This window comes from Paraburkholderia tuberum STM678 (assembly GCF_902833905.1).
Classification (GTDB): Bacteria; Pseudomonadota; Gammaproteobacteria; order Burkholderiales; family Burkholderiaceae; genus Paraburkholderia; species Paraburkholderia tuberum.
Map to the genome: position 1 here is coordinate 275761 of NZ_CADFGP010000001.1, position 26279 is coordinate 302039.

At 62.0% G+C, this 26279-nt stretch carries 22 protein-coding genes and 1 pseudogene; 8 read left to right on the plus strand and 15 right to left on the minus strand.

Features of this window, described 5'->3' with window-relative positions:
- Positions 1 to 9: 9 nt before the first annotated feature.
- The 3 genes from HWY30_RS01280 to HWY30_RS01290 form a co-directional block, all read right to left on the minus strand.
- A complete protein-coding gene (locus tag HWY30_RS01280; protein WP_090810939.1) occupies positions 10 to 1557 on the minus strand; it encodes a methyl-accepting chemotaxis protein in 1548 nt (515 codons plus the stop codon).
- Positions 1558 to 1618: 61 nt separating this feature from the next.
- Positions 1619 to 2989: a dicarboxylate/amino acid:cation symporter gene (locus tag HWY30_RS01285; protein ID WP_090810941.1), complete on the minus strand. Its 1371-nt coding sequence runs from the start codon at positions 2987 to 2989 to the stop codon at positions 1619 to 1621.
- Between the two features lie 146 nt (positions 2990 to 3135).
- Complete coding sequence (locus HWY30_RS01290; RefSeq protein WP_090810943.1) at positions 3136 to 4302, minus strand: mandelate racemase/muconate lactonizing enzyme family protein; 1167 nt, start codon at positions 4300 to 4302, stop codon at positions 3136 to 3138.
- Positions 4303 to 4481: 179 nt separating this feature from the next.
- Here HWY30_RS01290 and HWY30_RS01295 point away from each other — a divergent pair, with 179 nt between their 5' ends.
- On the plus strand, positions 4482 to 5378 hold the full coding sequence (locus tag HWY30_RS01295; protein WP_244144729.1) for a LysR substrate-binding domain-containing protein: 897 nt from the start codon (positions 4482 to 4484) through the stop codon (positions 5376 to 5378).
- Positions 5379 to 5403: 25 nt separating this feature from the next.
- Entirely contained in the window at positions 5404 to 5541 is a 138-nt protein-coding gene (locus HWY30_RS01300; protein ID WP_167368780.1) for a hypothetical protein, read from the plus strand.
- Between the two features lie 115 nt (positions 5542 to 5656).
- On the opposite strand, the gene HWY30_RS01305 is transcribed toward HWY30_RS01300, so the two are convergent.
- From HWY30_RS01305 to HWY30_RS01315, 3 genes are all read right to left on the minus strand, one after another.
- Positions 5657 to 6502, minus strand: coding sequence for a GNAT family N-acetyltransferase (locus HWY30_RS01305; RefSeq protein WP_090811858.1), 846 nt, complete (start codon positions 6500 to 6502; stop codon positions 5657 to 5659).
- A 33-nt stretch (positions 6503 to 6535) separates the two neighbouring features.
- Complete coding sequence (locus HWY30_RS01310; protein WP_090811860.1) at positions 6536 to 6865, minus strand: hypothetical protein; 330 nt, start codon at positions 6863 to 6865, stop codon at positions 6536 to 6538.
- Positions 6866 to 6933: 68 nt separating this feature from the next.
- A complete protein-coding gene (locus tag HWY30_RS01315) occupies positions 6934 to 8241 on the minus strand; it encodes a tryptophan leader peptide (protein ID WP_090810949.1) in 1308 nt (435 codons plus the stop codon).
- A 414-nt stretch (positions 8242 to 8655) separates the two neighbouring features.
- Between HWY30_RS01315 and HWY30_RS01320 the strand changes: the two genes are divergently transcribed.
- Positions 8656 to 9141 (plus strand): adenosine-specific kinase, encoded by a 486-nt coding sequence (locus tag HWY30_RS01320; protein WP_018422486.1) that lies wholly within the window; start codon positions 8656 to 8658, stop codon positions 9139 to 9141.
- Between the two features lie 51 nt (positions 9142 to 9192).
- The gene (locus HWY30_RS01325) at positions 9193 to 10095 is read left to right on the plus strand and encodes an ATP adenylyltransferase family protein (RefSeq protein WP_090810951.1); all 903 of its coding nucleotides are present in this window, start codon (positions 9193 to 9195) and stop codon (positions 10093 to 10095) included.
- A 42-nt stretch (positions 10096 to 10137) separates the two neighbouring features.
- Here HWY30_RS01325 and HWY30_RS01330 read toward each other — a convergent pair whose 3' ends face one another.
- The gene (locus tag HWY30_RS01330; protein ID WP_090810953.1) at positions 10138 to 11790 is read right to left on the minus strand and encodes an FAD-dependent oxidoreductase; all 1653 of its coding nucleotides are present in this window, start codon (positions 11788 to 11790) and stop codon (positions 10138 to 10140) included.
- Positions 11791 to 12071: 281 nt separating this feature from the next.
- Here HWY30_RS01330 and HWY30_RS01335 point away from each other — a divergent pair, with 281 nt between their 5' ends.
- Entirely contained in the window at positions 12072 to 12779 is a 708-nt protein-coding gene (locus tag HWY30_RS01335; protein WP_090810957.1) for a DUF4410 domain-containing protein, read from the plus strand.
- Positions 12780 to 12797: 18 nt separating this feature from the next.
- On the opposite strand, the gene HWY30_RS01340 is transcribed toward HWY30_RS01335, so the two are convergent.
- A complete protein-coding gene (locus tag HWY30_RS01340; RefSeq protein ID WP_090810959.1) occupies positions 12798 to 14021 on the minus strand; it encodes a YeeE/YedE family protein in 1224 nt (407 codons plus the stop codon).
- Positions 14022 to 14621: 600 nt separating this feature from the next.
- Between HWY30_RS01340 and HWY30_RS01345 the strand changes: the two genes are divergently transcribed.
- On the plus strand, positions 14622 to 16907 hold the full coding sequence (locus tag HWY30_RS01345; protein WP_244144730.1) for a two-partner secretion domain-containing protein: 2286 nt from the start codon (positions 14622 to 14624) through the stop codon (positions 16905 to 16907).
- Positions 16908 to 16979: 72 nt separating this feature from the next.
- Here the strand turns inward: HWY30_RS01345 and HWY30_RS01350 are convergent, their stop codons facing one another.
- A complete protein-coding gene (locus HWY30_RS01350) occupies positions 16980 to 18995 on the minus strand; it encodes an acyl CoA:acetate/3-ketoacid CoA transferase (protein WP_090810963.1) in 2016 nt (671 codons plus the stop codon).
- A gap of 31 nt (positions 18996 to 19026) precedes the next feature.
- The gene (locus HWY30_RS01355) at positions 19027 to 19494 is read right to left on the minus strand and encodes a CBS domain-containing protein (protein WP_090810966.1); all 468 of its coding nucleotides are present in this window, start codon (positions 19492 to 19494) and stop codon (positions 19027 to 19029) included.
- A gap of 452 nt (positions 19495 to 19946) precedes the next feature.
- Here HWY30_RS01355 and HWY30_RS01360 point away from each other — a divergent pair, with 452 nt between their 5' ends.
- Both HWY30_RS01360 and flgM read left to right on the plus strand, forming a co-directional pair.
- A complete protein-coding gene (locus tag HWY30_RS01360) occupies positions 19947 to 20231 on the plus strand; it encodes a hypothetical protein (protein WP_143037293.1) in 285 nt (94 codons plus the stop codon).
- A 124-nt stretch (positions 20232 to 20355) separates the two neighbouring features.
- On the plus strand, positions 20356 to 20667 hold the full coding sequence (gene flgM, locus HWY30_RS01365) for a flagellar biosynthesis anti-sigma factor FlgM (protein ID WP_090810968.1): 312 nt from the start codon (positions 20356 to 20358) through the stop codon (positions 20665 to 20667).
- A 180-nt stretch (positions 20668 to 20847) separates the two neighbouring features.
- On the opposite strand, the gene HWY30_RS01370 is transcribed toward flgM, so the two are convergent.
- From HWY30_RS01370 to HWY30_RS01390, 5 genes and pseudogenes are all read right to left on the minus strand, one after another.
- Complete coding sequence (locus HWY30_RS01370; RefSeq protein WP_090810970.1) at positions 20848 to 21750, minus strand: NAD-dependent epimerase/dehydratase family protein; 903 nt, start codon at positions 21748 to 21750, stop codon at positions 20848 to 20850.
- A gap of 181 nt (positions 21751 to 21931) precedes the next feature.
- Positions 21932 to 22288: a SpoIIAA family protein gene (locus tag HWY30_RS01375; RefSeq protein ID WP_090810972.1), complete on the minus strand. Its 357-nt coding sequence runs from the start codon at positions 22286 to 22288 to the stop codon at positions 21932 to 21934.
- 113 nt (positions 22289 to 22401) lie between these two features.
- Positions 22402 to 22731, minus strand: a pseudogene (locus HWY30_RS41355) (UbiA family prenyltransferase); the annotation flags it as partial.
- Between the two features lie 14 nt (positions 22732 to 22745).
- Entirely contained in the window at positions 22746 to 24113 is a 1368-nt protein-coding gene (locus HWY30_RS01385) for a glycosyltransferase family 39 protein (RefSeq protein WP_244144731.1), read from the minus strand.
- 455 nt (positions 24114 to 24568) lie between these two features.
- On the minus strand, positions 24569 to 25939 hold the full coding sequence (locus HWY30_RS01390) for a hypothetical protein (protein ID WP_143037294.1): 1371 nt from the start codon (positions 25937 to 25939) through the stop codon (positions 24569 to 24571).
- Positions 25940 to 26279: the final 340 nt, after the last annotated feature.

The window sequence follows — 26279 nt, forward strand, 5'->3', positions numbered from 1 at the left end:
AGCGCGGCATCAGGACAGGGACGCAAAGCGAAATCGACCCGCCGTCTTCGTCAGCAGACCGGTCTGCTCGGTCAGCGACGCGGCCGCGGCGGCTGCCTGCTCGACCAGCGCGGCATTTTGCTGCGACATCTGGTCCATCTGCGTAATCGCCCGATTGACTTCCTCGATGCCATCGCTCTGTTCGGCCGAGGCCGTCGCGATGTCGCTCATGATCGACGTGACGCGGCTGACGGCCGTCTGTACTTCGCCCATGGTCTCACCGGCCCGACCGACCAGGCGCGAACCGTCCGCGACGCGGGCCGTCGAGGCGTCGATAAGCTCCTTGATTTCCTTCGCCGCTGTCGCTGAGCGCTGGGCGAGATTGCGCACCTCGCCAGCGACGACGGCAAAGCCACGTCCTTCCTCTCCGGCGCGAGCAGCCTCGACAGCCGCATTCAAGGCAAGGATGTTGGTTTGAAAGGCGATGCCTTCGATCACGCCAATGATCTCGCCCATCCTCTTCGCACCGTCGTGAATGTCGCTCATCGCGGCGATGATCTGACGCACCACGTCCGCACCCGCACCGGCCGTCGTCTTCGTCGCGTCGGCCAGCTCGCGCGCTTCACGCGCGTGCGCGGCGTTCTCCGTGACGGCATTGGTGAGTTGCTCCATGCTCGCCGCCGTTTCCTCGATGGACGCCGCCTGCGTCTCGGTGCGCGCCGACAGGTCCGCGTTGCCGGCAGAGATCTGCTGGGTCGCGGATGCGATCGACTCGCTGCCGCGCGCGATCTGTTCGATCATCGTGCCGATGTCCTTCTGCATCTGCCCGACGCTTCTGACGAGGCGACCCATTTCGTCATCACTGTCGAAGCGCAATTGCTGCGACATGTCACCCTGAGCGAGTCGCTCGACATGGCGCACCGTCATATCGATCGGGCGCGCGATTGCGCGAAGCAGCGTGAAACCGCAGCTGACGCAGGTCAGAAGACCGACGGCGATCGCGATTCCGGTAATTGTCACGAGGGTGTCATAGCGGTCCTGTGCCGTCTTGTAACGCACATTGCCCTGCTCGTTGCGAAACTTGTCCAGATCCGCGGTTTTCTGCGTGAGAGCCGCCGACAGCGGTGGCATCACGACCATCGCATCGTGGTCGGCGGCTTCATGATCGCCACGGCTCATCGCGTCCATCATCGGCTCGAGTGCGCCATGCAGCATCGCTTCCCGGGCGTCGGCCACGGCCTTCGACAAGGCCGCCTCGGCCTCGGAAACGGGCAGTGCGCGGTACTCTTGCCAGGCCTTGTCGGAGACCGCAAGATAGTTGCGGGCCTTATCGATGAGCGCGGCTCTGTCCGCTGCTTCCGGGTGCAGCAGCACGCGGTCGAGCGTGGTACGCACTACCGTCAGGTTCAGGTTGGACTTGCCGAGCGCGGTTGCGGCAGCCACGTCGTTCGTGTACGCCTGCGCAACGGCATGGTTTGAACCACGCATGCCGGCGATCCCCAGCACGCCGGTCACGGTCAGCAGGAACCCGAGCAAGGTGAGTGTGGCGAGAAGACGGAACTTGATGGTCAGTTTCATGCTGAATGCGGTGGAGTGAGGTGTCTCTGCATTAACGGCACCCACCCGGAAAAGTTCAGTTCTATTGATGATTCGGCGAGCCGTCGAGAACCGCGGCGGCTTCGGTCGTCGGTGCCGGCGGGATCACCGGTTGCGCGGCAGGACCAGGTGTGCGGAAGTGAGGCGTATTGTCGCGATCCAGCACCGCGCGCGCCAGGTTCCTGTCGAGTTGCCCCTCCCAGCGAGCGACGACGACGGTGGCAACGCCATTACCGATCAGGTTCGTGACTGCGCGCGCCTCGTTGAGAAAGCGGTCCACGCCGAGCAGCAGCACGAGGCCTTCCACGGGAATCTTGTGCATCGAGGCGAGCGTCGCGGCCAGTGCGACGAATCCCGCCCCGGCCACACCCGCAGAGCCCTTCGACGTGAGCAGCAGGACGCCGAGCACGAGCAACTGGTCCCAGATGCTCAGGTGGACGTTCATCGCCTGGGCGATGAACAAGGCCGCCATCGTCAGATAAATCGCCGTTCCATCGGCATTGAACGTGTAGCCGGTGGGCAAGACCATGCCGACCACTGGGCGAGGGCAGCCCAGTGCCTCCATCTTGATCAGCATCTGCGGCAACACCGCTTCCGTCGACGCCGTGCCGAGCGTAATCAGAATCTCGTCCCTGATGTAGCGGAGAAACTTCCACAGCGATAGCCCGCACATTTTCATGACGAGGCCGAGCACGACGAACACGAAAAAGAACGAAGTCAGATACAGACAAAGCATCAACTCGCCGAACGATGCCAAGGTGCCGATGCCGTATTTGCCGATGGTGAAGGCCATGCCCCCGAACGCGCCGATCGGAGCAACGTACATGACGATTCGCACGACGCCGAACATTCCTTGAAGGAACATGTCGAGCATGTCGACGAATGGCGCGGCACGAGGTCCGAGCTTTGCCAGCGAGATGGCGAGCAGGACTGAAAAGAAAATGATGGGAAGCATCTCGCCTTTGGCGAATGCCCCGACGATGCTATTCGGAACGATGCTCATGAAGAAGTCGAGCATGCCGTGTTGCTGCGCCGCGTGCGTGTAGGTCGAAATCGCAGCGGCATCGATCTGCGAGGGATCGATGTTCATTCCGCTGCCGGGTTTGATGACATTGACGACCACCATTCCCGCTATGAGCGCAATGGTCGAGGCCAGTTCGAAATACAGGAGGGCTTTCACGCCTACCCGGCCCGCTTGATGAAGGTCGTTCATGCGCGCAATCCCGACCACGACCGATGCAAAGATGATCGGTGCAAGCAGCATCCGGATCAGCTTGATGAACAGGTCGCCCAGCGGTTTCATCTGCGAGGCGAGCTCGGGGTAGAAGTGGCCGAGCAGGACACCGGCCACGATGCCGATGAGGACCTGAACGTACAGCTTGGAAAGTGCTCTTCTTACTTTCGATACTGGCATGTCTGTCTCCTGTGCGTGGCGTCTTCAAAGGGAAAATGCGGCCCTCCCACGCAGCAGCATGGAAAGGCCGCATTGAGCCGGCTTCGTTCCGTCTTTATATGAGCCATTCAACCGGGAATACTGGTCGGTGCCGTTGCGCGCGCGCGTTATTCAGCCAACTTGCGCATCTCGGCGATGAGGTCGGATTTGCCTTCGAAGCCGATGCCGGGCAGCTCCGGCATCGTGATATATCCGTTCTCGACGCGAACGCCGTCGGGGAAGCCGCCGTATGGCTGGAACAGGTCCGGGTACGATTCGTTGCCGCCAAGTCCGAGGCCCGCCGCGATGTTCAGCGACATCTGGTGCCCGCCGTGGGGAATACAACGGCTGCGCGACCAGCCATGCTGGTGCAGCATGTCGAGCGTTCGCAGATATTCAACGAGGCCGTAGCTCAACGCGCAATCGAATTGCAGCCAGTCGCGATCGGGGCGCATGCCGCCGTAGCGGATCAGGTTGCGAGCATCCTGCATCGAGAACAGGTTTTCGCCAGTTGCCATCGGCTTGTCATAGTAGTTGCGCAGCGTCGCCTGCAACTCGAAGTCGAGCGGGTCGCCCGCCTCTTCGTACCAGAACAGGTCGTACTGCGACAGGGCCTTCGCATACCTGATCGCCGTATCGAGGTCGAAGCGGCCATTGGCATCGACCGCGAGCTTCTGGCCGTCCTGCAGCACGCTGAGGATCGAGTCGATGCGTCGCAGGTCTTCGTCGAGCGAGGCACCGCCGATTTTTTTCTTCACGACCGTGTAGCCCCGGTCGATGTAGCTGCGCATCTCATCCTTGAGCTTTTCGTGGTCCTGGCCCGGATAGTAGTAGCCGCCCGCCGCGTAGACGAAGATCTTGCGGTTGGCCTCGCCATTGCCGTACCGTTGCGCGAGGAGCTGAAACAGCGGTTTGCCCGCGATTTTCGCCACCGCGTCCCAGACGGCCATGTCGATCGTGCCGATGGCGACGGACCGCTCACCGTGGCCACCGGGCTTCTCGTTGATGAACATCGTCGCCCAGATCTTGTGGGGATCGAGGTTGTCGCCGGAGTCGTCGACCAGCGAGGCAGGGGCGGCCTCGAGCAGGCGCGGGATGAAGCGCTCGCGCATCAGCTTGCCCTGACCGTAACGGCCGTTCGAGTTGAAGCCGTAGCCGATCACCGGCTTGCCGTCGCGAATGACGTCCGTGACGACCGCGACGAGACTCAAGGTCATTTTGCTGAAGTCGATGTAGGCGTTCCGGATCGGGGAACTGATCGGAACGGTTTTTTCGCGGATTTCAACGATTCTCACGCCACTGTCTCCAGAGAGTTGAACAGTTATTGAGCCACACCGGCTTCAATGTGGTGCTTAGCTTAGCCGCGAAAGAGCTTGCTAGAATTCACTTACGTTCACTACATATTTCACCAAAAGTGAGTACTGCTCCCGCATCCGACTTTGAGTTCTTCATTCTCCTGGCGAAACTCAGGAGCATGTCCGGCGCCGCCCGGGCGCTCGATCTGAGTCCGCCAGCGGCGACCAAGCGGCTGGGGATCATCGAGCAGCGGCTCGGCGCGCGTCTGGTCAACCGGACCACGCGCAGCGTCAGCCTGACACCCGAGGGCGAGACCTATCTGCGCTACGCGTCCCAGATCGTCGGGCAGGTCCGAGAGATGGAGGAGGCCATATCCGGCGCCAGACGCGATCCGCATGGGCCGTTGCGCATCAACGCGACGCTCGGTTTTGGCAGGACCACCATCGCGCCGCTCGTCTCCGACTTCGCAAAGCGTTTTCCGAATGTCGAAGTTCAGTTCGAGGTGACAGACCGGCCGGTCGATCTCGTCGAAGGGGCCTTCGACATGGCGATACGGTTCGGCGAGCTACCCGACAGTCGTCTGAGCGCGAGGCGCATCATGAGCAATCGCCGTTTTCTTTGCGCGTCCCCGAAATATCTGGAACGTTCTGGAACGCCCGAGCGGGTGGAGGACCTGCACCAGCATCGCTGCATCATTCATCGGCAGAACGATGACGCTTATGGCGTGTGGCGCTACATCGTGAACGACCACATCGAGGCGATCAAGGTGAAAGGCGCGCTATCGAGCAATGACGGCGACATTGTCCTTCGGTGGGCGCTCGACGGTCATGGGATTCTGATTCGCTCTGAATGGGATCTGGCCAAGTATGTACAGAGCGGGCGCCTTAAGCTGGTGCTGCCGAATACCGTGCTGCCGTCCGCGGACCTGTTCGTCTATTACCCCAGGCAGCGCAATCAGACCGCGCGGGCGCGCGCCTTCATCGACTTCCTCGTTGATCATTTTCACGCACCGTTCACACCGGTCGGCGCCACCGTCGAAGTTCCGGAAAGGAAGAAGTGGGTCTCGCGAAAGTGACGTTCATGTCGCGAGGACAGCGCTCGTGAAAAACCGCCGCAAGAATGGCGACCATTACTGGGTATGCGCGAACGTCACACCGGTGATTGAAAGCGGCAAGACCGTCGGCTATCTGAGCGTTCGTACCAAGCCTTCGCGCGACGAAGTGAAGATTGAAGCGTGAGTCGTCGCTTACGGTCGCTCGATGATCGTTCCCTTTCGGGGCGGACCGCTACGGATCGTAGTGGAGATCTGGCGCATCACCGACGGATTTGTTTCCAGCGGCTCGATCTTTGCAGTCAACCTAGTTCGAACGAACTCACCCCGAACACGCGTTGCACGGGAATGGCTGGCGGGGCGCGAGTGTACATTCGCGCCGTTTCGAACGCGCTAACCATGCCGTAGCGTTCAGCGAGCGCTACGGCTGCCGTGTTGACCTCCGGCACGTCGAACGCGATGACTTCGCCTGCGACGCTCGCGACCAGTCCGTCGAACAGATCGTTGGCGATCCGTGCGTCGTCGGCAAAGAGCGGACCGATCTTGTAGCCGGTCCCGCAACGGCGCAGCACGCCGTACCCCCTTATCTGAGCATTGCGCACAGCCGCCAGGGCCAGCGCCTGTGGTTGCGCGATCCAGTCCGCCAGGAAGCGGGGACGGGCGGTCGAAAAACATGCGCTGTCGTAGGCAACCAGTTGCGCGAAGGGTACCTCCCGCGCGTTCGTCAGGTTTGGCGTCGACGCAGCTTGCACGACGCCCTGGAAGCGGATGTTGCGATAGGCGAGCTGGAAGCCGGATTTTTTATAGTTCTGCTGCTGGGCAACGACACCATCGAGGCCGATCGTACGATCTCCCAGATAGCGCATCGCGTGCTGCCAGGTGCGCAGACCGAAACCCCTGGCGCGAAACGCCGGCTTGACGATGTAGAGGCCAATGAAACCGAAGCGCTCATCGTAGGCGACCGCCGAGATACATGCCACCGGCTCCCCGCGCCAGGTACCGACGAAAAAGCCGTTGGGGTCTGCATTCCAGAAGCACCTCGCGTCGTCGAGGCCCGGATTCCACCCCTCTGCCGCAGCCCATTCGACCGCCAGATCGACCTCGCGGAACGCCATGTTGCGCACAAGGAAATCGTCACGATCATCCATGATCAAATGCATCAACTTGATTGGCTACAACGTCTACGCAGGTGTGAAGACGACAGCGCCCTGCTCGGCAACTTGCGCGAAGGTCCGAGCGAAGCGGTAGGCCTGTCCTTCAATGACCAATTGGTTGAATCCTGACCGCGTGGTCTCCAGAAGCGCGTGGACCAGCTTGTTCGGAATGGCCGCGCAGCTTGTCCAGTCCGCGTCTGGCTCGCCAGGATCACCAAGGTAGACTTCGCAATTTTCGCCTTGAGAGAGCACAAAAATCAGGCTCTTTCCTTTGTCTAGCGAAAGCTCCAGGTACTCTGAAAGCGTAGATACTGCCTCGGTCGCTACATCGAGCGGGTCACGAGAGGAAGAGTTCATAAGTGGCCTTTTGTGGGTCGGGCGTGGCATCCAAATAGGTAACAAGACATGGCACACCTCGAAGACGATCAGACCCGCAACTGGCCGGGCGCACCATCCAGAATGCGAAGCTTATCGTCGATGTCGGGAAGCTGATGGCCAGCCGCGCGAAGCTCGTTCACAAGCCGATGCGCAGTTGCGCAACACTGCGCAAGCGTCTCATGCAGTCGCGGTTCGCCCCGCAAACCGGTCACCACCTTTTCCAGCTCGGAGGGGGGCTCGCTTAGCAGGGCGGGAACCACCTCTTCCGCCGGGATCAGCGACCCGTGGCTCAAAAGCTGGGCCGTCCATTCGCATCCATACAGCAGCGTCCGTCGCTCAGCCCGTTTCGCTTCTTCCTGCTCCAGAGTCGCGAGACTGTGCCGGTTCTTGTGAATCGAAGCGCGCCAGGTCGCAAGTATGTCGGCGCGCAACGCTGCAATTGCGTTGCCGAGCGGCGTGCTCTGTCCGCCAACGACGAGCCGGCGTTCGTCAAGCCTGTCGACGTGGTCCCGGTATCCTTCGAGGAAGGGCTGCCAGTTCAAGGGCAATTCGGTCGTCTCGGAGAACGACCGGCTAGTCTCATTGAGCTCGGTCCTGATGTCCTCGATGGCCCGAGCGTCGGCAAGCCGCGCCTCATAGACCTCGTGAGCCGTCACCATCTGGCGATGAAGGGCGAACAGGGGATTCTTGTGGCGGCGTTGCAGGTGTCGCTCGGCGGCGCCGGGATGAGCGCTCCATCTCCAGTTGGGCAGCGATTTCGCGTCGAAGTCGACCGCGTCTATCATGGGCCGGAATACTGCCAGCCCCTCTTCGGTTGCATGCTGAAAACAGTCGGCCAGTTTGAAGTCGTTGCCTTGCAGGTCGGTGCCTTCGTTCCCGGCATAAGGCGAGTCCGGTGCGAGCCTGAGGAAGGCAGTAGCGAGGAAAAACTCCATGGGTAGCTCGACGGACAGACCCTCCAGTCGGAAGGTGCGCTGTTGAGCGGAAAGGTCCTCGACAGAATGCGCGAGGCGGTTTTCGAGGTCGAGGAGCGAGTCGATCTTGTCGCCGGACGACGGTTGCATCGCGTCGGCGAGCAGGCACAAAGACTCACGCACCATTTTTGCCGCGATCGTGCCGTGCTTCTCGGCGAAAAGCCACAACCAGAGGGCAAGCTGATACCCCCGGACGCCGTTTCGCGCGAGCGTTTCGACTTCGGGCGCAAAAGTAATTCCAGGCGCGGCCCAGTTCGCAAACGGTGGCGAGTCGCTGCCCAGGTACATATCCAGAAGCTGCTTCAACGACTCATGCGTGCCGCTCGGCCAGCTTCGCGTCTCGTCGTACCGCTTCTCGGTCTTCCAAAGTTTCCAGGCCATCGTGAACCTCGCAAGAGTGTGCGGGATGCGGCTTGGTGAAGATACTTGCACACTCGGTCGGGGGCGTAAACCGGCGGTTGACCTTGTTGACCCGGAGAGGTTGCCGCGGTGCGATGGGGGTTTAAAGCGGGTCAAAACGCTATGAGGTTGAATCGGCTTTTGGTCGATCAGTGCCGCCATAAGTCAGGCTTTCTCTGCCTGCTCGATCCTGGACTCGCGCGACCCGGAAGCGGTGTCCGGGCGCGTTCGAATCCCGCGGCTCGTGGTCGGTCGAGGTTTCGCTCACGCGCGGTTAGTACTAGGCTAGAAGCCGGATCGACGAAGACCGGCTGACGCGCGAACCATCCCCGGTCGCGTTGGCCCGTGTTCGACGTGTTTTCATCGGCGTGTTGCCGCAATGGAGCGAGGTCCACCATGCAATTGTCCGCCGTCAAGGTCGTCAAGCCCGAAGCGACCAACTTCATTCTCGGGCAAAGCCACTTCATCAAATCTGTCGAGGATATTCACGAAGCGATGGTCGGCACGGTGCCCGGCATCAAGTTCGGTCTCGCGTTTTGCGAGGCTTCCGGCAAGCGCCTCGTGCGGCGCTCCGGCACCGACGAAAGCCTCGTCGAGATGGCATGCCAGAACGCAACCAACGTCGGCGCGGGCCATAGCTTCTTCGTGTTTCTGGGCGACGGCTTTTTCCCCGTCAACGTGCTGAACACGATCAAGGCCGTGCCGGAGGTCTGCCGCATCTTCTGCGCAACGGCGAATCCCGTCGAAGTGCTGATCGCTGAAACAGATCAGGGGCGAGGCATCGTCGGCGTGGTCGATGGTTTTTCGCCTGTCGGCACGGAAAGCGCGGAGGACATTCAATGGCGCAAGGATCTTTTGCGCACGATAGGCTACAAGCTGTAGCGGCTGCGCGTTCACCCCCTTCACGCGCGCCGCCACGCCTGCCGACATCCTATGGAACGACAACGACGCCTGATTCCGGGCACGCTGTGGCCCGCCATTGTGCGACGGACCGGACATGCGCTGAGCTGCGGCGCGCTGCGACCGATCGACACGCAACAGTCCGTGATCGACAGCGGCGGCATCCGTTTTCTCGTGCGTCGGGTGTCGAGCCTGACGCGCAAGGAACAGCAACGCGAGCAAGCGCGCAAGCTGCAGACGGCAAAGCACCCTCAGGCGAACCCATTTCTTCCCTATGAGCCGGATCTGTTCGTCGCCGACATCTCCGATACTCACCTCGCGTTGCTGAACAAGTTCAACGTGATCGATCATCATCTGCTGATCGTCACGCGCGAATTCGAACCGCAGGAAGCGCTGCTCGATCTTGCCGATTTCGAAGCGCTGCTCGCGTGCATGGCCGAATTCGACGGCATCGGCTTTTACAACGCCGGCACGCAGGCGGGCGCGAGCCAGCCGCACAAGCACCTGCAGATCGTGCCGCTGCCGCTCGGGGAAGCCGATCCGTCCGTGCCGGTCGAGCCCTTGCTCGGTGCGGAGGACGGCATGGCGGATCTGCCGTTCCGGCATGCGTTCGCACGCTTTCACGCCGATGATCTGGCTCGCGCGGATGCGCCGAAGCTGGCGCTTTCCCGCTATCGCACGCTGCTCGACGCGGCGGATATCGGCGCGCTCGAAATCGACCGTGCCTGCTGTCATGCGACGCCCTACAACCTGCTGGTCACGCGGCGCTGGATGTTGCTCGTGCCGAGATCGCAAGAGCGAGTCGAAGGCGTGTCGGTCAACGCGCTCGGCTTTGCGGGTTCGCTGTTCGTGCGCGATGCGGCTCAACTGGATGTGATCGAAAGGCTCGGCCCGATGACGGTATTGGAACGCGTCGCGCTGCCTGCGAATCCATAGCGGCCGCGCAACCCGATCGCGCAGCAGACTCACGCGACGAACTCAAGCTCCGTCCGACTGCAAATACCTGTGCGCGAAAGCAATCGCCATGCTGCCCTCGCCGACGGCCGAAGCGACACGCTTCACAGGACTCAGTCTCACGTCTCCGCACGCGAACACGCCAGCCACGCTCGATTCGAGCAGGTAAGGATCGCGCTGATGCGACCAGCGTCCGGCCTTGACGACGTCATCGCCGGTCAGAACGTAGCCGCGCACATCGCGCGCGATTTCGGGCGGCAGCCACTCCGTCTGCGCATCCGCTCCGATGAAGACGAACAGACCGCCGCAGTCGTGCCGGCTCACTGCGTCGCTCGTCGAATCGCGAACGGTGATGGCCGTCAGATGCGTATCGCCATGCGCGCCGACGACTTCCGAGCGCAGCCGCACCGCGACATTCGATTTGCCCGCTAGCTGTTCGACGAGATAGCGCGACATGCCCTTTTCGAGCGAATCGCCGCGCACGACGAGCGTCACGCTGCGCGCATGATTGGCGAAGTACAACGCCGCCTGGCCGGCCGAATTGCCGCCGCCGATCAGATGGACATCGAGGCCGTGCGTCGCGCTCGCTTCGCTGCGCGCCGCGCCGTAGTAAATCCCCTTGCCGATCAAGCGGTCGAAGCCGTCGATCGCCAGCCGCCGCCACGTGACGCCCGTCGCGAGAATGATGGTTCGAGCGTGCACGGCGTCGCCGCCATCGAGATGAATCCGCCGCGCCTGCACATCGATGCGCTCGACCGAGCGCGTCACGAGGATCTCCGCGCCGAGCCGCCGTGCCTGTTGCAGCGCGCGGTTCGCGAGTTCGTCGCCGGAAACGCCATTGGGAAAGCCGAGATAATTTTCGATGCGCGAGGACGTGCCCGCCTGTCCGCCCGGCGCCTCGCGCTCCAGCACCAGCGTGCGCAGACCTTCCGACGCGCCGTATACCGCGGCAGCCAGCCCAGCAGGGCCGCCGCCGATGATCGCCGTGTCGTATGCGGCCAGACGCGGCTGCGTCTGGAGGCCGAGCAGTCCCGCAAGCTCGCGGGTCGCGGGCCGCCTCAGCACCGTGCCGTCGATGAGGCGCAACGCGGGGCACTCGCCTTGCGTCGGACACGTGCCAGGCCAGCGCGCGGCCAATTCGGGCGCATCCGGCGCCAGCCAGTCGACGCTGATCTGATTGCGCGCGAGGAACTGACGCAGCAGCGTGCACGCATTGTCCCAACGGTTGCCGACGATCGTCACACGCGCCTTCGGCGGCTCGGCGGAAAGGCTTTGCAGCCCGCCGATGCGTTCGCGCGCGAGCGCGCCCATCTTGAACGCCACGTCGGGCGACGCCGCCGCGAGCGCATAGTATTGCGGCGCGTCGACCCGCATCACGCGCGAAGGCTCGGCCGCTCGATACGCGCCCGGAAACGGTGAGCTCAGCGCGAGCGGCACTTCGCCGAAGATCGTGCCGGGCAGACGCCAGCCCAAGGTTCGCTCGATGCCGTCGAACGTCTTGATGACTTCCATCTTGCCCGACAGCACGGCGTATAACGCGCGCTCGCCGCCTTCATGGACCGCGAACTCGCCCGCGCATAGATGCAGGTCGGCGCACGCGTGCACGAGGATTTCCAGTTCGCTGTCGGGGAGGGTCGAGAACAGCGGCACGGCGCGGATGTCGTCGATCGTCAGCATGGCTTGATTTCCCGTTCTGTCAGGCAGATGACGCAACGCGCGGTGCACCGGGTTTCAGAGGCGTCATGTCGGACGATTGGACTCGCGCAAACGGATGCGCAGACAAAGCGCGAAGTCGGCAACCGCACCGACCCAGTATAGGATTTTCAGATCGCGATGCAGACGATCGAGCCATGGGTGCGCTTCTGAAAGACCTAAGCTGGATGAACGGCCGCGATATGAATGCCGTATTTCGTCGCTGCCATGCAACCAGTACCGGTCGATCAGCGTGGAGGTGCGCAATGGTGTTGCGATGGGTGCGAATGATATGTCTGGCGACGTACGTGTGTGCCAGCGCGCAAGGATGTCTGGCCGCGGATTCGTCGGCAGCGCTCGCGGCTCCTGTCGCGCCGCCGGTCGTCTATGTCTCCGATTTCGATCTCGACGCCGCGAACATCGCCCCTGACAGCGGGCCAGGCCACCGCGCGCGAGGCATCCTGGGCAATCTGGTGCCTGAGGGCCCGGTGCGTCAGCAGCAGGATCCGCAGGCGCGTGCGCGAGACATGGTTGCGCTGATGGCGCAATCTCTGACGGACGATCTGAAGAAGGCCGGAGTAGACGCGCGCCGCGTCACGCCGGGTGAACCGCTGCCCCACGACGGCTGGCAGGTGCGCGGCGTTTTTCTCAGTGTCGATGAGGGTAATCGGCTGCGTCGCGCGATGGTGGGTATGGGCGCGGGCCAAAGCCAGTTTCAGGTCGCGGTTTCCTGCGATAACCTGGCTACGCCGGAGTTACCGCCGCTCTATGAAACTGTTGAAGAGGGGGCGAGCAGGGATATGCCGGGCGCCGTGATCAAGCTCAACCCGTACGTGATCGCCGCGAAGGTCGTGCTGTCGGGCCGCGATGAAAAGACGGCGGTCAGGAAAAGCGCGGAGCAGATCGCTGACGAACTCGCGCGACGGCTTCAGACGGGTGCAAGGGAGGCCGGCAGCGCAGCCCCCGCCCGATAGGCGGCCGAAGCCGCCCGCTCAGCAGCCCGTCCGCTTGACGCGCTCGACCGCGAGGCCGAACACCGGACGCAGCTTCGTGCCGACCACGTTGCCGAAAAATGCCGAGACGAGCCACAGCCAGCCGTGCAGGCTGCCCGACACGATGCCGCTGAAGTACGCGCCGATATTGCAGCCGTACGCGAGGCGCGCGCCGTAGCCGAGAATCAGTCCGCCGACGATCGCCGCGATCAGCGAGCGCAGCGGCAGACGCCACACCGGCGCATAGCGGCCGGCCAGCGAAGCGGCAACCATCGCGCCGATCACGATGCCGATGTCCATGACCGACTTCGCGTCGTGGCTGATCGGTGCGGCAAGGGCGGCCGCGTTCGGGCCGCTGCTCCACACATGCCAGCTCGCGACGTCGACGCCCATCGCGGAGAACGCCTTCGCGCCCCACAGCGCGAACGCCGACGTGATGCCCCACGGATGGCCCGACAGCGCGAGCGTCACGAAGTTGAGGATCGCGAGCACGACGCCGCCGGTGAGGAGCGGCCACGGTCCATGCAGCCACGGCGATGCGTTCGGGGCGCGCTCCACGCCGCTGACGAGACGGCCGTGACGGCGCTTTTCGATCAGCACGGTCAGCGCGGCGATGGCCGCGAACACCACGAGGTTCAGCGCGATCGCCGGGCCGACGCCGAGCGTCTGCACGAGCGAGATCGGCGGCAGATGCGGCAGCGCGGACCAGAACGGCATGTGCGCGGTGCCGATCACCGAGCCGATGATGAACGCGATCAGCGTGACCACCATCCGTGTGCTGCCGCCGCCGACCGTATACAGCGTGCCGGAGGCGCAGCCGCCGCCGAGCTGCATGCCGATGCCGAACATGAACGCGCCGATCAGGACCGACGTGCCGACGGGCGACACTTCACCGACGACCGGATGACCGAATAGCGTGCCGGCGGAAAGCGCCGGGAAGAACAGCAGCACGCCGATCGCGAGCATCAGCATCTGCGCGCGCAGGCCGGCGCCGCGGCCGTCGGCGATGAACACGCGCCATGCGGACGTGAAGCCGAACGCGGCGTGATAGAGCGTGACGCCGAGCAGCGCGCCGAGGACGTACAGCGCGGCCTGTTTCACGCTGACGGTCTGCGCGAGATAGATCGCGCCGAGCACGACCAGCGCGAACGCGACGGAAAGCGGCTTCGGATTGATGTTGACGAGACGGCGGGGCGCGCCGAACGGCGTGGAGAGATCGGACATGGAGAGCGGGGCGGGCACGCTTGTCGCGCGAGGGCGGCACGCCTATGAAACGGCGGTCGCTGCTCGGGCGGAGGGCCGCGAATAATCGTTTTTGGGAAAGCTCGCGAGTATACCGAAATGTCGCGTTGCGGCTGTTGCCCAGCAACGTTCGCGCTGCTCGATCGCAAATCCGGGCGCGCCCGGTGCCGCCAGGCTGCAAGGCCCGCCGCACGGGCGCTTGACGATGGTCGACCGCGCTTGAAACCAGTGACTTAATAACCTCCCGTAATAACGGTATTTCAAACTTGCATTGAAATCGTTATCAAGATGGAAGGCGACGGTAATCCCGTCCCGGTCGCGCAACAACGTTTCGGGCCGAAATATCGACCAAATCAGCCACGGTCGTTAAGTGGCGACGCGACGAACTGCTAATCTTCATACGCGGCGACTCACGCGTTTCCGGTCGGCTCCACGGGTCGTTGGCAGCCGTTTCGCGCGAGCGTGGAAGGGGGATGTATGAGCACTCGAAGGCCATCTCTGCTGCGGCGACGTCCATCGCAACGCCGTCATGCAAGCGTGCGAATTTCATTTGCCATCGCCATTTCGCTGACCGGACTTTCCATGACGCACGTCGCGTACGCGGCGGGTACCCTGCCGCAAGGCGGGCATTTCGTCGCCGGCTCGGGAAGCATCACTCAGAACGATGCCGGCATGAGCATCACGCAAGCGGGCTCGCGCGGCATCATCGAATGGAACAGTTTTTCGATCGGATCGTGCCGCACGGTGTCGATCAACAACGGCACGGGCGCGACACTCAATCGCGTGACGGGTAACGATGTGTCGGCGATCTACGGCACGCTGAAGGGCACCGGCAGCATCTACCTCGTCAATCCGCATGGCGTGCTCATCGGGCCAGGCGGCGTGGTGTCGACGGGAGGGCGTTTCGTCGCGTCGACGCTCGACGTCCCCAACGATGTCTTTCTCAACCCGCCCGGGTTCGGTGGCTCGGCTTACACAGGCAGTTCCACGGCGGATGTAGTCAATCTCGGCAAGATCAGTTCGTCGGGTGGGGACGTGTTCCTGATATCGGCCAGCAAGGTCACGAACGCAGGGACGATCGATGCGCCGAACGGCAATGCCGAACTCGTCGCAGGCCGTCAGGTCCGGCTCTTCGACGGCAACTTTCAACAAGTCTTCGTGGAGGTGGGAAGCGGCGGCACGGTGACGAACTCAGGCACGGTACAGGCGGCGATCATCAACGTGCAGGCGGCCGACGGCAATATCTTCGCGCTCGCGGGTCATTCGGGCGCCCTGCGCGCCACCGGCACCGCGACGCGCGACGGCCACGTCTGGCTCGTCGCGAACACCACCGTCAACGGGGTCGTCGTCAACTCCGGCAACGTCGATGCGCGCGGGGCGCAGATCAGCGCGCGTAACGCGGACGGCAGCGGCGGCACGCTCGACATGTCCGGCAAGGACGTCAAGGTCGGCGGCGCGGAGGTGCGGGCGAAAGCATGGAACATCACCACGGGGGACTTCACCGCGGACGTCCCGACCGCCAACACGCTCGGCGCAAGTCTGAGCAACGGCGCGTCCATCTCCGTGCTCGCGAACGGCGCGGACGGCAAGCTCGGGGCGACCGGCGAGGGAGACATCGCGATCGAAGCGAGCGTGCGCTGGCACGGAGCCTCCTCCCTGACGCTCGACGCGGCGCACTCGCTGACGATCGCACCGCAGGCGACCATCGCCAATAGGGGCACAGGCTCGCTCACGCTGTCCGCCGACACCTATGGTTTCGACAACGGCGGCAGTCTGACCAACCAGGGCACGATCGACTGGTCGCGAAGCATGGGCATCGTCACCGGCCTGTACGACATGAACGGCAGCTACACGCCCGGCACGGTGTACACCAACGTATCGTGGCACCCCGCGCCGTTTACTGGGCTCGTCACGCAGTTCACGGCCTATCAGCTCGTCAACTCCATGACGGACCTGAGCGCGGTGAATAACAACCTCTCCGGCAACTATGCGTTGGGCAGCAGGGGGCTGGAATTCGCGGGTGCGCCGGAGTTCGGAGGCATCGGCACCGCCGCGAATCCGTTCACCGGTCAGTTCGACGGCATGGGGCATCTCCCCGCGGATCTGCGTCTCTCAAGCACGGCCGATACCGGACTCTTCGGCGTGATCGGCAAGAGCGGCGTCGTGCGCAATTTCACGCTCGCGGAAGGCACCGCGACGTCCTCGGGAGAAACGGTCGGCTTGCTGGCCGGCATCAACTACGGATACATGGTGAACGTCGGCGCAACGGGCGCCATCGGTGCCCCGGGCAACACGAGCACAGTGGCCGGCGGTCTGGTCGGCGAGAACTTTGGGCGCATCGAGCGCTCGTGGGCGGGCGTAAACATCATCGGCGTGGGTCAGATCGGTGGGCTGGTCGGGCTCAACGATGGCCGCATCGATCAGTCTTTCGCGATCGCCCCCGCATCGGGCGGTGCGCAAAGCACGGTCGGCGGACTCGTCGGCACGAACCATGGCGCCATCACCCGATCGTATGCCTACGAATTCCTGAACGGCGGCGCGACTGTCGGCGGACTCGTCGGCAGCAATACGGGCTTCATCCGCCAGTCGTATGCCGCGTCCAGGCTCACGGCGGGCGCGAACTCGACGGAGGGCGGTATCGCGGGCACCAACAGCGGCCGGATCGCGGCGAACGTGTTCTGGAACAGCCAATCGTCGGGGGCGGCGGCGGGTGTCGGTTCGGGCACGGCGGTGGCCAGTTCGAGCGGACTCACGGACATCCAGTTGCTCGAGCCGGCGAGCTTCGGTCCGACGTGGGATTTCAGCGCGAACGGCACGTGGGTCGCGGGATATCCGGGGCCTCAGTTGCGCTGGCTGGCAGGGCACTGACATCGAGGGTCCGACAGAACCCGGCGCGGGCGCACTCGGCCTTCGGTGCCGCGATCACGATGCAAGCCGGATTCAGCGGTTTGACGACTGTTCGCGCAGGTAGGCCTGCGCTTCCGCCTCCGTCTCATAGACATAAGGTGACAGCCCGCGCCGCGTAAGGGCGCCACCCAGCTTGGCGCGCATGAAAGCGCTGGTAGTGAAGCGCGTTACGCCGACATAGTAGCGCTGCACCATATCCTCGACCATTTCGACGTACGCGTCCTCCAGCGCGGGGTCCAACACGAAACCCTCGTAGTTCACCACTGCATAAACCTTGTGGTCCAGTGGTTCGCAGACGCGGCATACCTGAGCCCGGATCGCCGCGATGTCGTCGGGACGCTTCACCTCGAGGCGCGCGAAATTGAGAAACATGATGTTCTTGTCGTCGTCGTAGATGAAGCGCGCTTCCAGCGGCAGTCGCAAAACATTCGAGCGCAGGCCCATCGGTTCAGGCAGGAAAATCCGCTCGTCCATCTGCGTCGGCGAACGCAGGATCGGTGCGAAGTCCATCCTGGCCAGAATATCGCGCTCCAGATCGACGCCCGGTGCAATCTCGATGAGTTCCATGCCCTCGGCGCCCAGCTCGAACACGCAACGCTCGGTGATGTAGAGGACCGGCTTGCCCATTGCCGCCGCATACGGGCCAGAGAACGTGCGATGCTCGACTTCCTCGATGAATTTCCTGGCCGTGCCGTCACGGTGGATATGCAGCTTGCCGTCGACGACCGAAATCTGGCTGTGGCCCGCCATGAAAGTGCCGACGAACACGACTTTCCTGGCATTCTGGCTAATGTTGATGAAGCCTCCGGCGCCGGGCAGGCGCGGCCCGAATCTCGACACATTGAGGTTTCCCATGCGATCGGCCTGGGCGAGGCCAAGAAAGGCGACGTCGAGCCCGCCGCCGTCATAGAAATCGAACTGGGCGGGCTGATCGATGATCGCCTGCGCATTGGTCGCCGCGCCGAAGTTCAAGCCTCCCGCAGGAATGCCGCCGATGACGCCGGGCTCGGTGGTCAGCGTCATCAGGTCGAGGATCCTTTCCTCGTTGGCGACGCTGGCGATGCCTTCGGGCATGCCGATCCCGAGATTCACCACGCTGTTTGGCTGGAGTTCCATTGCCGCGCGTCGCGCGACCACCTTGCGCTCACTCATCGGCATCGGCGCCACACTGCTCGCGGGGACCCGGATTTCGCCGGCGTACGCCGGACTGTATGGTGTGGCAAAGGTCTGCTGGTGGTTCTCGGGCGGCGCCAGCACGACGCAATCGACCAGCACGCCGGGGATCTTGACCTGGCGCGGATTGAGCGAGCCGCTTTCGGCGATGCGCTCCACCTGGACGATCACGAGGCCGCGGCAGTTGTGCGCGGCCATGGCGATCGCGAGAGCCTCCAGTGTCAGGGCTTCGCGCTCCATCGTCACATTGCCTTCCGGGTCGGCAGTGGTGCCGCGCACGATCGCGACGTTGATCGGGAAGGCCTTGTAGAACAGATATTCCTCGTCGCCGATCCGCATCAACTCGACCAGATTCTCGGTGGTGCGCTCGTTCAGTTTGCCACCACCGAAGCGCGGATCGACGAAGGTGCCGAGGCCGACCCGGGAGAGATGGCCCGGCTTTCCGGCCGCAATGTCGCGAAACAGGTGGCTGATCACGCCCTGCGGCAGGTTATACGCCTCGATCTGGTTATCCACCGCAAGCTGCTGTAGCTTCGGCACGAGGCCCCAGTGTCCGCCGATGACGCGCTTGACGAGTCCCGGCGTCGCCAGGTGGTTCAGTCCGCGTTCCTTGCCGTCTCCCTGGCCGGCCGCATAGACTAGCGTGAGGTTGGCGGGCTTTGGGAGGGTGACTAACGTATCCTCGTCATGCGCCGTACAGAGTTGCTCGATGGCAATGGCGATGTCTTCGGCGAAGCCGATGCCGACGAAGCCGCCCGTCGCGACCGTATCGCCGTCGCGGATCAGGCGCACGGCATCGCGCGCCGCCGCCACTTTGCCGGACGAACGGGAAAGGATGGCCGGTGAAAGCGCCCCCGCGGTTGATTGCGTGCTCACGTTTCACCTCGCCTGATTCGAGCGCGACTGGCTAATAGGCGCCACCGGTATCAATGGTCAGATGGAGCATGTCGTCCTCGAGAATCCTGATGAAATGCTCGTCCTCCTGCAGGAGTTCCTCCAGCACGTCACTGTCGGAAAGCACGCCGATGACGCGCCCGGATTCGATCACAGGCAGGTGCCGGATCCGCCGGGTATGCATCGACGCGAGGCATTGATCGCAGGTATGCTCGGGCGTCACATAAAGCACCTGGGTGGTCATGATGTCGCCAACCCTGGTGTTCGCGGCGTTGCGGCCAAGCACCTCGACCTTGCGGGCGTAGTCGCGCTGAGACAGCACGCCAACCAGATTGCTGTCCTGCAGCACCAGCACCGTCGTCACGTCCTTGTCGGCCATCAACTGCAACGCGTTCAGCACCGTGTCGTCGGGGCCCACTGAGATAACCTCCCGAGGGTTCCCGGACAGAATTTGCCGTGCTGTCTTTCTCTCCTTTTTCATGACCGCCTCCAGACAGAAAGGGGAGCATGTACGGACTACGCTTGATCAAAGCGAAATCAAAGCGAAATCGGAATACGATCGTCCAGACCCAGCCAAGGCTGGCGATCTTTTCTCATTCGTTGAATTGCAGTGTAGATCGCTTGACCTGAGTCGAACGAACATTTTCCGTTCCGGCGCTACGCCACTCGGTGAGTCGAAGCGACGAGGCACCTGCCGCACGAGCGCGCCTTGCCCATTCGCAAGCGTCCGGCGCTAACTGTCGCCTCACCACCGCAGTCGCACCGGCAAACCCACAATCCATCGCCAGCGTACCGCTCGGTCGTCAGCTGGCCGAAAACCTCGCCGCTCTTCAGTGCAGGTGAGCCCGGTCGCGACCGCCACACGCTACGCTGCTCACGGCAGCCGCAATCACGCACTGCACCGCTCTCTACCGTCTTCAGGGCGGAAGTCACATGGCCGCCGCATCGGCATCGCCAGAGCCACACGTCTGCGCCGCAATATTGAAGCGCGACGAGATCGCCAAAGGCGCGACCAGCGACATCGCGACTTGGCGGAAAGGGCCATCGAGGCTGCAAGGGGCGGCGGGTACGTTTGTTCACAGCAAGCAAAATGGGGTGCGGCGTCGCGTTCTCAAGCATACCTGCGCCTTTGATTCGGCGCGGGTCGACGCTTCGATCAGTTTATTGCCGTTGTGTGGTATTGCTCACACTTTGTTGCAATTTGCTGCAGGCGGCTAGAGTGCCCGCCCGGCAAGGCTTAGCGGCTCGCGGCGAAACGTGGATACGGTTCCGCTTCCCACGCCAGGGTGAAGATTTCAAACGCTGAACCGTTAAAGGACTCAACCAGTGGGGAACACACACCATGAAGATTGAATCCAGCAATTTTCCGCTCGCGGCTTCGCAGAACGGTCCGCAACGCGCAACGATCAACAGCGATGCGAAGTATGCCGTCGAGTCCGCGCACCAGGTCAGCGCTGCCGGCGCGCAGCATTCGACGGTTAATCTCTCATCAGTGTCCGCGATGCACACGTCCAGCGATTCGGATAGCGACACGGCGGAGGTCGAGTCGATCAAGGGCGCCCTGCGTGACGGCAGCTACAAGGTCGATTCCGGAAAGATCGCCGACGGCATGCTAAGCACCGCGCGCGACCTGCTGCAAACGACTACCCGCTGACCGGCGGCTGAACGTAGCAACACCGACGGCGGATAAGCGACGCAGGCGCCAGCGCTGACAGCCGTGAAGGCGAGCCATTGGCTTCATTGTCGGTCCGCGTTCGGGGTGGCGGCACGCCTCAAAGCAGTCCATGAAGACTCGCACGGCGTGATTGGCCGGCCGGGGGCCGGCCCGCCATGCTTACTGGACGACCTGTTTCGCTTCGTCGCGCCAGTAGTGTTGCTGGTTCCACCCAAGAAGGCGCTTGAGCTTCTCGTTGCTGAGCAGGGTCTCGAACTCGCCGAGTTGCTTTTTGAGCGGCACGCCGGGGTAGTAGCGTCGGAGCAGTTCCGCGGTAGGTACGTCGGACGACACGTCGTCGGCCGCGACATTCATGACCTGAAAGCCGAGGCCGTCCTTTTCGATGGCAAGCCGGCACGCGTTCGCGAGATCGCGCCCGTCGATATAGCTCCACGCAATCCTCTTGCGCAGTGCTGGATCCTTGAGCCACGCCGGAAACTTCGCGTAGTCGTTGGGTTCGAGCACGTTGCCAATACGAAAGCAGTAAATGTCAGAGCCGGTGCGCGCGTGGAACGCCTTCGCCGTCACTTCGTTGATCACCTTCGACGTCGCGTAGCTGTCCATCGGGTTCACCGGGTATTCCTCGTCGAGCGGGAAGTACTCTGGACTGCGATCCCGGTGCGCGAACACCATACCGTATGTGGTTTCGCTCGATGCCACGATCACCTTGCGGATGCCAAGCTTCGACGCTGTGTCGAGGATGTTGTACGTGCCCATCACGTTGATCCGGTAGACCTCGTTGTCGGGCGTGATCATGATGCGAGGGATCGCCGCAAAATGCACAATCGCGTCGATCGGCTTTGGTTCGAGGTCGTCGGCGAATTCTCCCGGCGCGGTGCTCGATGCCAGCGCATTGAATACCTGGCCCGCATCGGTGATGTCCGTAATCAACGTGCGCGCCGTGCGCGCCGCCATCGGCACGCGGTCAAGATTCATCACCTCGTAGCCGTGCTCGACCAGGTTCTGGACTACCCATTTTCCGGCCAGGCCGCTGCCGCCGGTCACGATCACTCGCTTCGTCATGTGCTCCTCTTCTCCTGTTTTCCTACATGTTTTAGCGCTTTTCCGCGCGTGTCGCGCGGCCTCATTCCATCATAGGATCGTTGCGCTCCGTGTCCTTGATTCGGCAGTAACAGTTCTGATGTTGAGTCGTGCGGCTCCAACTGGCCGGCCTCCGCCCGATGCGCCCGGCTGGAGACGACGTTCAGGCGTTGATCCAGGCTCGCGCCTGTTCCAGCTCGTTGACGTGGAACGCCTTGATTTCAGCCTTTGTGAAGAACCGCACCAAATGCATCGAGGCGCGAATCCAGCCCGCGTCGGCCACCACGGCGGCGCGCGTGACCTTGCGGGCGACAGAGACGCCGAGCGTCAGGTCGGTCCATAGCGCCTTCGGCTCGATGCCGCTGAAATGCTCGATGCGTTCGAGCACGCGGGTCTTACCGTTCAGTTCAAGATCACCACGCATGCGCTCGATGGCTTCGCGCAGTTCGTGGTCGGTGATTTTGCCTTCGACGGATATTTCGATGACCGACGAATCGGGGACGGTGTGATACAGGATCATGGCAGGATCTCTAGCCAGAGAGACGTTACACGCTCAGGCACGGATGAGCCTGGCGTTCGACGGCGTACTCATGGTACCTCTTTCCATTCGCTCGGTTAGGTTACGAGCCGATCTTCCCCTGAGAGGCAGTCGAGGCCATCACGCTTGCGCCTTGCCGACAGGTTGATCTCACCCTCGATCGCATGGACCTCGTCGAAGCAGCCCAGATGATCCGCGATGGCCTGCGCATAACGCTGGTGCGTGGCGGTTGCAAGCACGAGCGCACGGCCGGCCGCGAGCCGCGCCTTCAGGCCCGCTTTGCCACCATGCAGCAGCCAGACCAGCAGTTGCCAGCAGCGCAGCGGCGAGGCTTTCAGATAGGCCTACACGCACTCGATCAGAACGTCGGAGCGCACCAGCGTGCCGTCGAGATCGACGACGAGCGGCCGGCCGCGGTACGGCATGATGGGCGCGTGGCTCACGACTGCGGCACGATCACGAACAGTTGGTAGGGACGCGCAGGCAGCTCCCGTCCCCATGCGGTCTTGCTCACCTCGAGCGCAATCGGCGCTGCATGGCTTAGCGACGATGCCGTCGCGATGCAGCCCGAGTCGTCGCCACGGCACACAATCAGCGAGCCCTGGCGCGCGAAATCGGCGGATGTGAGCCAGGGCGTTGCCGCCGGCCAGTCGAGATCCCAGAAGCGGGCGCGGTCGCCGTCATAGAACACCATCGAAGCGGCCTCATGCGTCGAGCCCGCCACGATCGACAGCGGCTGGCTGGTGCGTTCGTGCCACACCGCCTGCGCGGCTGCCGCGAGTTCCGCGCGCGGCTCGGCCGCGTCGTCGGAATTGCGCCGCGCCCCTGTGTAGCCGACCACTGCCGATACCGCGAGCACCAGCGCCCAGTACACCGCCATGACGCGTATGGCACGCTGCGGCGCGAACTCGAAGCGGGCTTGCACGAGCACTGCAAGCCAGAGCGGCACCATTGCGAACCACTGCGCCATGCCCCAGACCGAGGCCATCTGCGTCTTGCCGATCACGGACAGCAGGCCCACCGCGAACAGTGGCCCCAGCGCGAGCCACCAGAGATCCGGGTACGACGCGCTCCGAACAACGCTCAGCGCCATGAGCCGCGCAGCCCCGCGCGTGCGCACCATCAACAGCACGAAAACGAAACTGAGCGCGAGATAGCCGATCTGCGCGAGCGTGTAGATGCCAAAGCGCCCGACCGCGGCGAGAAGCGTGCCGCCGGTGCGTTGCGCGGCATACTCGAGCGTCGGGAAATGATTAACCATCATCCAGTGTACGTGCGGGGCCAGCACGGCGACTCCCGCCGCCACCGCGAGCAGCGAATCGACGCTGACGAGGCGCGCACGCCATGCGGGACGCGCGAGCAATGCCAGCAACAGCCCGAGCAGCAGCACGATCGTGAAGTACTTGCCCAGCACGGCAAGCGCCGCGCACGCCCCGAGACCGAGCGCCGCGCCGCTGCGCGCGAGGCGGCTGCCCGGCTGCGCGTAGCGGACGAAAAAGTAGGCGGTCCACGGCCAGACCGACAGCAGGATCGAGTTCGGATTGAATTTGATGGCGAGATTCGAGTAAAGCGGCGAGACCGCCATCGCAAGCCCGGCGATGATCGCGATCTGGCGCGGCACGAAGCGCCCGGCGAGCGCGACGATCCCGGCCAGGCCGACCAGCACGTTCACCGCCGACAGCGCGAAATAGGCGAGATCGGTGTGCGGGAACACGCTGAACCAGGCCGCTGCGACCCACGACGAAAGCGGCGGGTGCTTCGCGTAACCGGCCTGCCACTCGATGCCCCAGACATAGGTCTCGACCATGTCGCCCTGGATGTCGAGATTGCCGCGCGCGAGCCAGGCGGCCAGCGTCCAGACCAGCGCGTGGAAGGGGAGCAGTCAGTCGAGTGATGCGATGCGCGCGGCGGCAGGTTTATCGGAGGCTGAGGCGAGCGACGTGGGATTCGAAAGCTGGGTCGACATTGAACTTTTGGGTCTGTGTGCCGCCGTACCGGGCAGCGTTTTTGGCCCGGCATTGTAATATGAGCTTACGTAGGGAGAGAGCGATCCTGACAGACTGCCCGGCAACCCATGGCGCCCCGATCAAATCAAAAAGGCCTTGATGAAGGACGTTCGCGGCGACAATTGACCCGTGTGGTCAAGCCGAAGATTCGATTCTCTTGACGCGGCGCTCAACTCGGCCGCAATTGCAGATGCGCTTGAGGAAGCTTGGCTAAGATGCAAAAGTCGAGACCTGGTGTGACGGTCACCGTCAGATCCTACTGTTGCGCTTTTACGGTAACGATCTTTCCGTCACAAAGCAGTTCAGAGCCTTTAATGTCGATCAAATGTTGTGTGGCATTATGACTTAAATGGTCGGTCAGGTAATAAGAGACCCCATTGTCGTTGTGCAGTGATTTCCATCTTGAGTTGTAATTCCAGCTCGTCTCGTTTAAATCTCGATCGATCTGTATCAAGTTAAAAACTCTATTTGTTCCTTCGAATACGATCTTCGCCGGCCAATACTCTGCATAAACCGTGCTGCCACTTATCCCCTGGCGAGACAGGCAATCAATTTCTCGCTGAAAGTTTTCGTTTTGCGGGATCTTCGGCGCTGCCACGAGCGCGACCAGCAATATTGTCGACGTCAGGGCAACGATATTTTTAATCTTAATTGAGCGATCTATCAGATCATGAAACATCCAGGCAGAAATTACGTAGGTTATTGATAGATAGCGAAATTCATATGTGTTATGAATCAATCCGGCGGCACAGACCACGGCGATCGAAAAAATGGCGGCTGCGCACAGTGATTTGCTATATTTGAACGATTTTGTTTTTATAAAAATAGAAATCATGAAAAACAAAATTATGGCAATATGAAATACATTTCTAAGTTTATCCGCATAATCCTCGGTCGCGGAATTTTTAGCCTGAATGGCCAGCGAGGAATTAATTTCAAGCGAGACAAGAAAGATAAATATTGCCAAAGCGGAGAAGGCCACAGTAAAGGCGAGAAATTTTTTTCTCTCGCCGAATATGGCCTCTGATGCCAACAGTGCTCCAAACCAGAGAACGAAATAAAGATCTGATATGCCCAGCAAAAAAACCACGATTACCAAGGCGGCACTGTTCAGGACGGTGATCTTGAAATGGCTTTTTACGTAGAAATATAGAATTACGGCTAGCACCGCTGCGAAGCCGTGATGTTCGAAGCTAAAGGCCGTTTCAATCAGAAAATAAAAGTCTTTTCCGATCACCAGCAGGCCGCTCACCGCGATAGCGATTAACGATATCGTTAGATTTGTGTATGTTTGGGCGAAAGGGCGTTCCTTCGATGTTAGAAGGCTGCATGCAAATACAAATATCAGTACTTGAACGGGCGCCGTCACCAGATGAAAAAAATACGGAGTTCGAGCGAGGATTTCAAATGGTATTGATAGCAATATATCTGGAAAAAACGATGGCGCACCGGGGTAAGTCCATCCTCTCAGGCTGCCAAACTCAATAAGATCTTTCGCTTGGGAGAATGACACGACATCGTCGGCGTTTATTTCCTTTCTAAGAGAAACTATCCATATAGAAAACAAAACTAAACATACGGTGGATGCGAATATTTTCATTGCATCCGTTCTATTCTTCGAGTTCATCTTGCGATTCTATATAGGTTTTTTTTGCGTCAATCAGGAAATCGGCGTTTACGTTGCCGATGGCATTCGCCGTGCCAGCGTTTTCATGCTGCCGCGTTTCCGCCTGCGCTTAATTCCGTCTTCATGATGCCATACTGAGCCGAACGGTCTGACAGATCAGGGTGGAATGTCTCCCGATACTTCAATGCCGTCACACATCGCGACCGACGCGCGATAACGCGTCTCGAAGTCGCAATTCTTTGAGCGCGACGTGTACCGACGGGTCATGCGCGGCGGATTCGACCGGTCGATGCAATAGTTTGCTGGCATCGTTCGGCTGGGCCCCATGTTTTGGCTGCAA

Excerpts from the sequence above, each read along its gene's own strand:
- HWY30_RS01280 (WP_090810939.1), bottom strand. The coding sequence starts at position 1,557 with ATGAAACTGACCATCAAGTTCCGTCTTCTCGCCACACTCACCTTGCTC.
- HWY30_RS01285 (WP_090810941.1), bottom strand. The coding sequence starts at position 2,989 with ATGCCAGTATCGAAAGTAAGAAGAGCACTTTCCAAGCTGTACGTTCAG.
- HWY30_RS01295 (WP_244144729.1), top strand. The coding sequence starts at position 4,482 with ATGTCCGGCGCCGCCCGGGCGCTCGATCTGAGTCCGCCAGCGGCGACC.
- HWY30_RS01305 (WP_090811858.1), bottom strand. The coding sequence starts at position 6,502 with ATGGATGATCGTGACGATTTCCTTGTGCGCAACATGGCGTTCCGCGAG.
- HWY30_RS01310 (WP_090811860.1), bottom strand. The coding sequence starts at position 6,865 with ATGAACTCTTCCTCTCGTGACCCGCTCGATGTAGCGACCGAGGCAGTA.
- HWY30_RS01315 (WP_090810949.1), bottom strand. The coding sequence starts at position 8,241 with ATGGCCTGGAAACTTTGGAAGACCGAGAAGCGGTACGACGAGACGCGA.
- HWY30_RS01320 (WP_018422486.1), top strand. The coding sequence starts at position 8,656 with ATGCAATTGTCCGCCGTCAAGGTCGTCAAGCCCGAAGCGACCAACTTC.
- HWY30_RS01325 (WP_090810951.1), top strand. The coding sequence starts at position 9,193 with ATGGAACGACAACGACGCCTGATTCCGGGCACGCTGTGGCCCGCCATT.
- HWY30_RS01330 (WP_090810953.1), bottom strand. The coding sequence starts at position 11,790 with ATGCTGACGATCGACGACATCCGCGCCGTGCCGCTGTTCTCGACCCTC.
- HWY30_RS01335 (WP_090810957.1), top strand. The coding sequence starts at position 12,072 with ATGGTGTTGCGATGGGTGCGAATGATATGTCTGGCGACGTACGTGTGT.
- HWY30_RS01340 (WP_090810959.1), bottom strand. The coding sequence starts at position 14,021 with ATGTCCGATCTCTCCACGCCGTTCGGCGCGCCCCGCCGTCTCGTCAAC.
- HWY30_RS01345 (WP_244144730.1), top strand. The coding sequence starts at position 14,622 with ATGACGCACGTCGCGTACGCGGCGGGTACCCTGCCGCAAGGCGGGCAT.
- HWY30_RS01355 (WP_090810966.1), bottom strand. The coding sequence starts at position 19,494 with ATGAAAAAGGAGAGAAAGACAGCACGGCAAATTCTGTCCGGGAACCCT.
- HWY30_RS01360 (WP_143037293.1), top strand. The coding sequence starts at position 19,947 with ATGGCCGCCGCATCGGCATCGCCAGAGCCACACGTCTGCGCCGCAATA.
- flgM (WP_090810968.1), top strand. The coding sequence starts at position 20,356 with ATGAAGATTGAATCCAGCAATTTTCCGCTCGCGGCTTCGCAGAACGGT.
- HWY30_RS01370 (WP_090810970.1), bottom strand. The coding sequence starts at position 21,750 with ATGACGAAGCGAGTGATCGTGACCGGCGGCAGCGGCCTGGCCGGAAAA.
- HWY30_RS01375 (WP_090810972.1), bottom strand. The coding sequence starts at position 22,288 with ATGATCCTGTATCACACCGTCCCCGATTCGTCGGTCATCGAAATATCC.
- HWY30_RS01385 (WP_244144731.1), bottom strand. The coding sequence starts at position 24,113 with ATGGTCGAGACCTATGTCTGGGGCATCGAGTGGCAGGCCGGTTACGCG.
- HWY30_RS01390 (WP_143037294.1), bottom strand. The coding sequence starts at position 25,939 with ATGAACTCGAAGAATAGAACGGATGCAATGAAAATATTCGCATCCACC.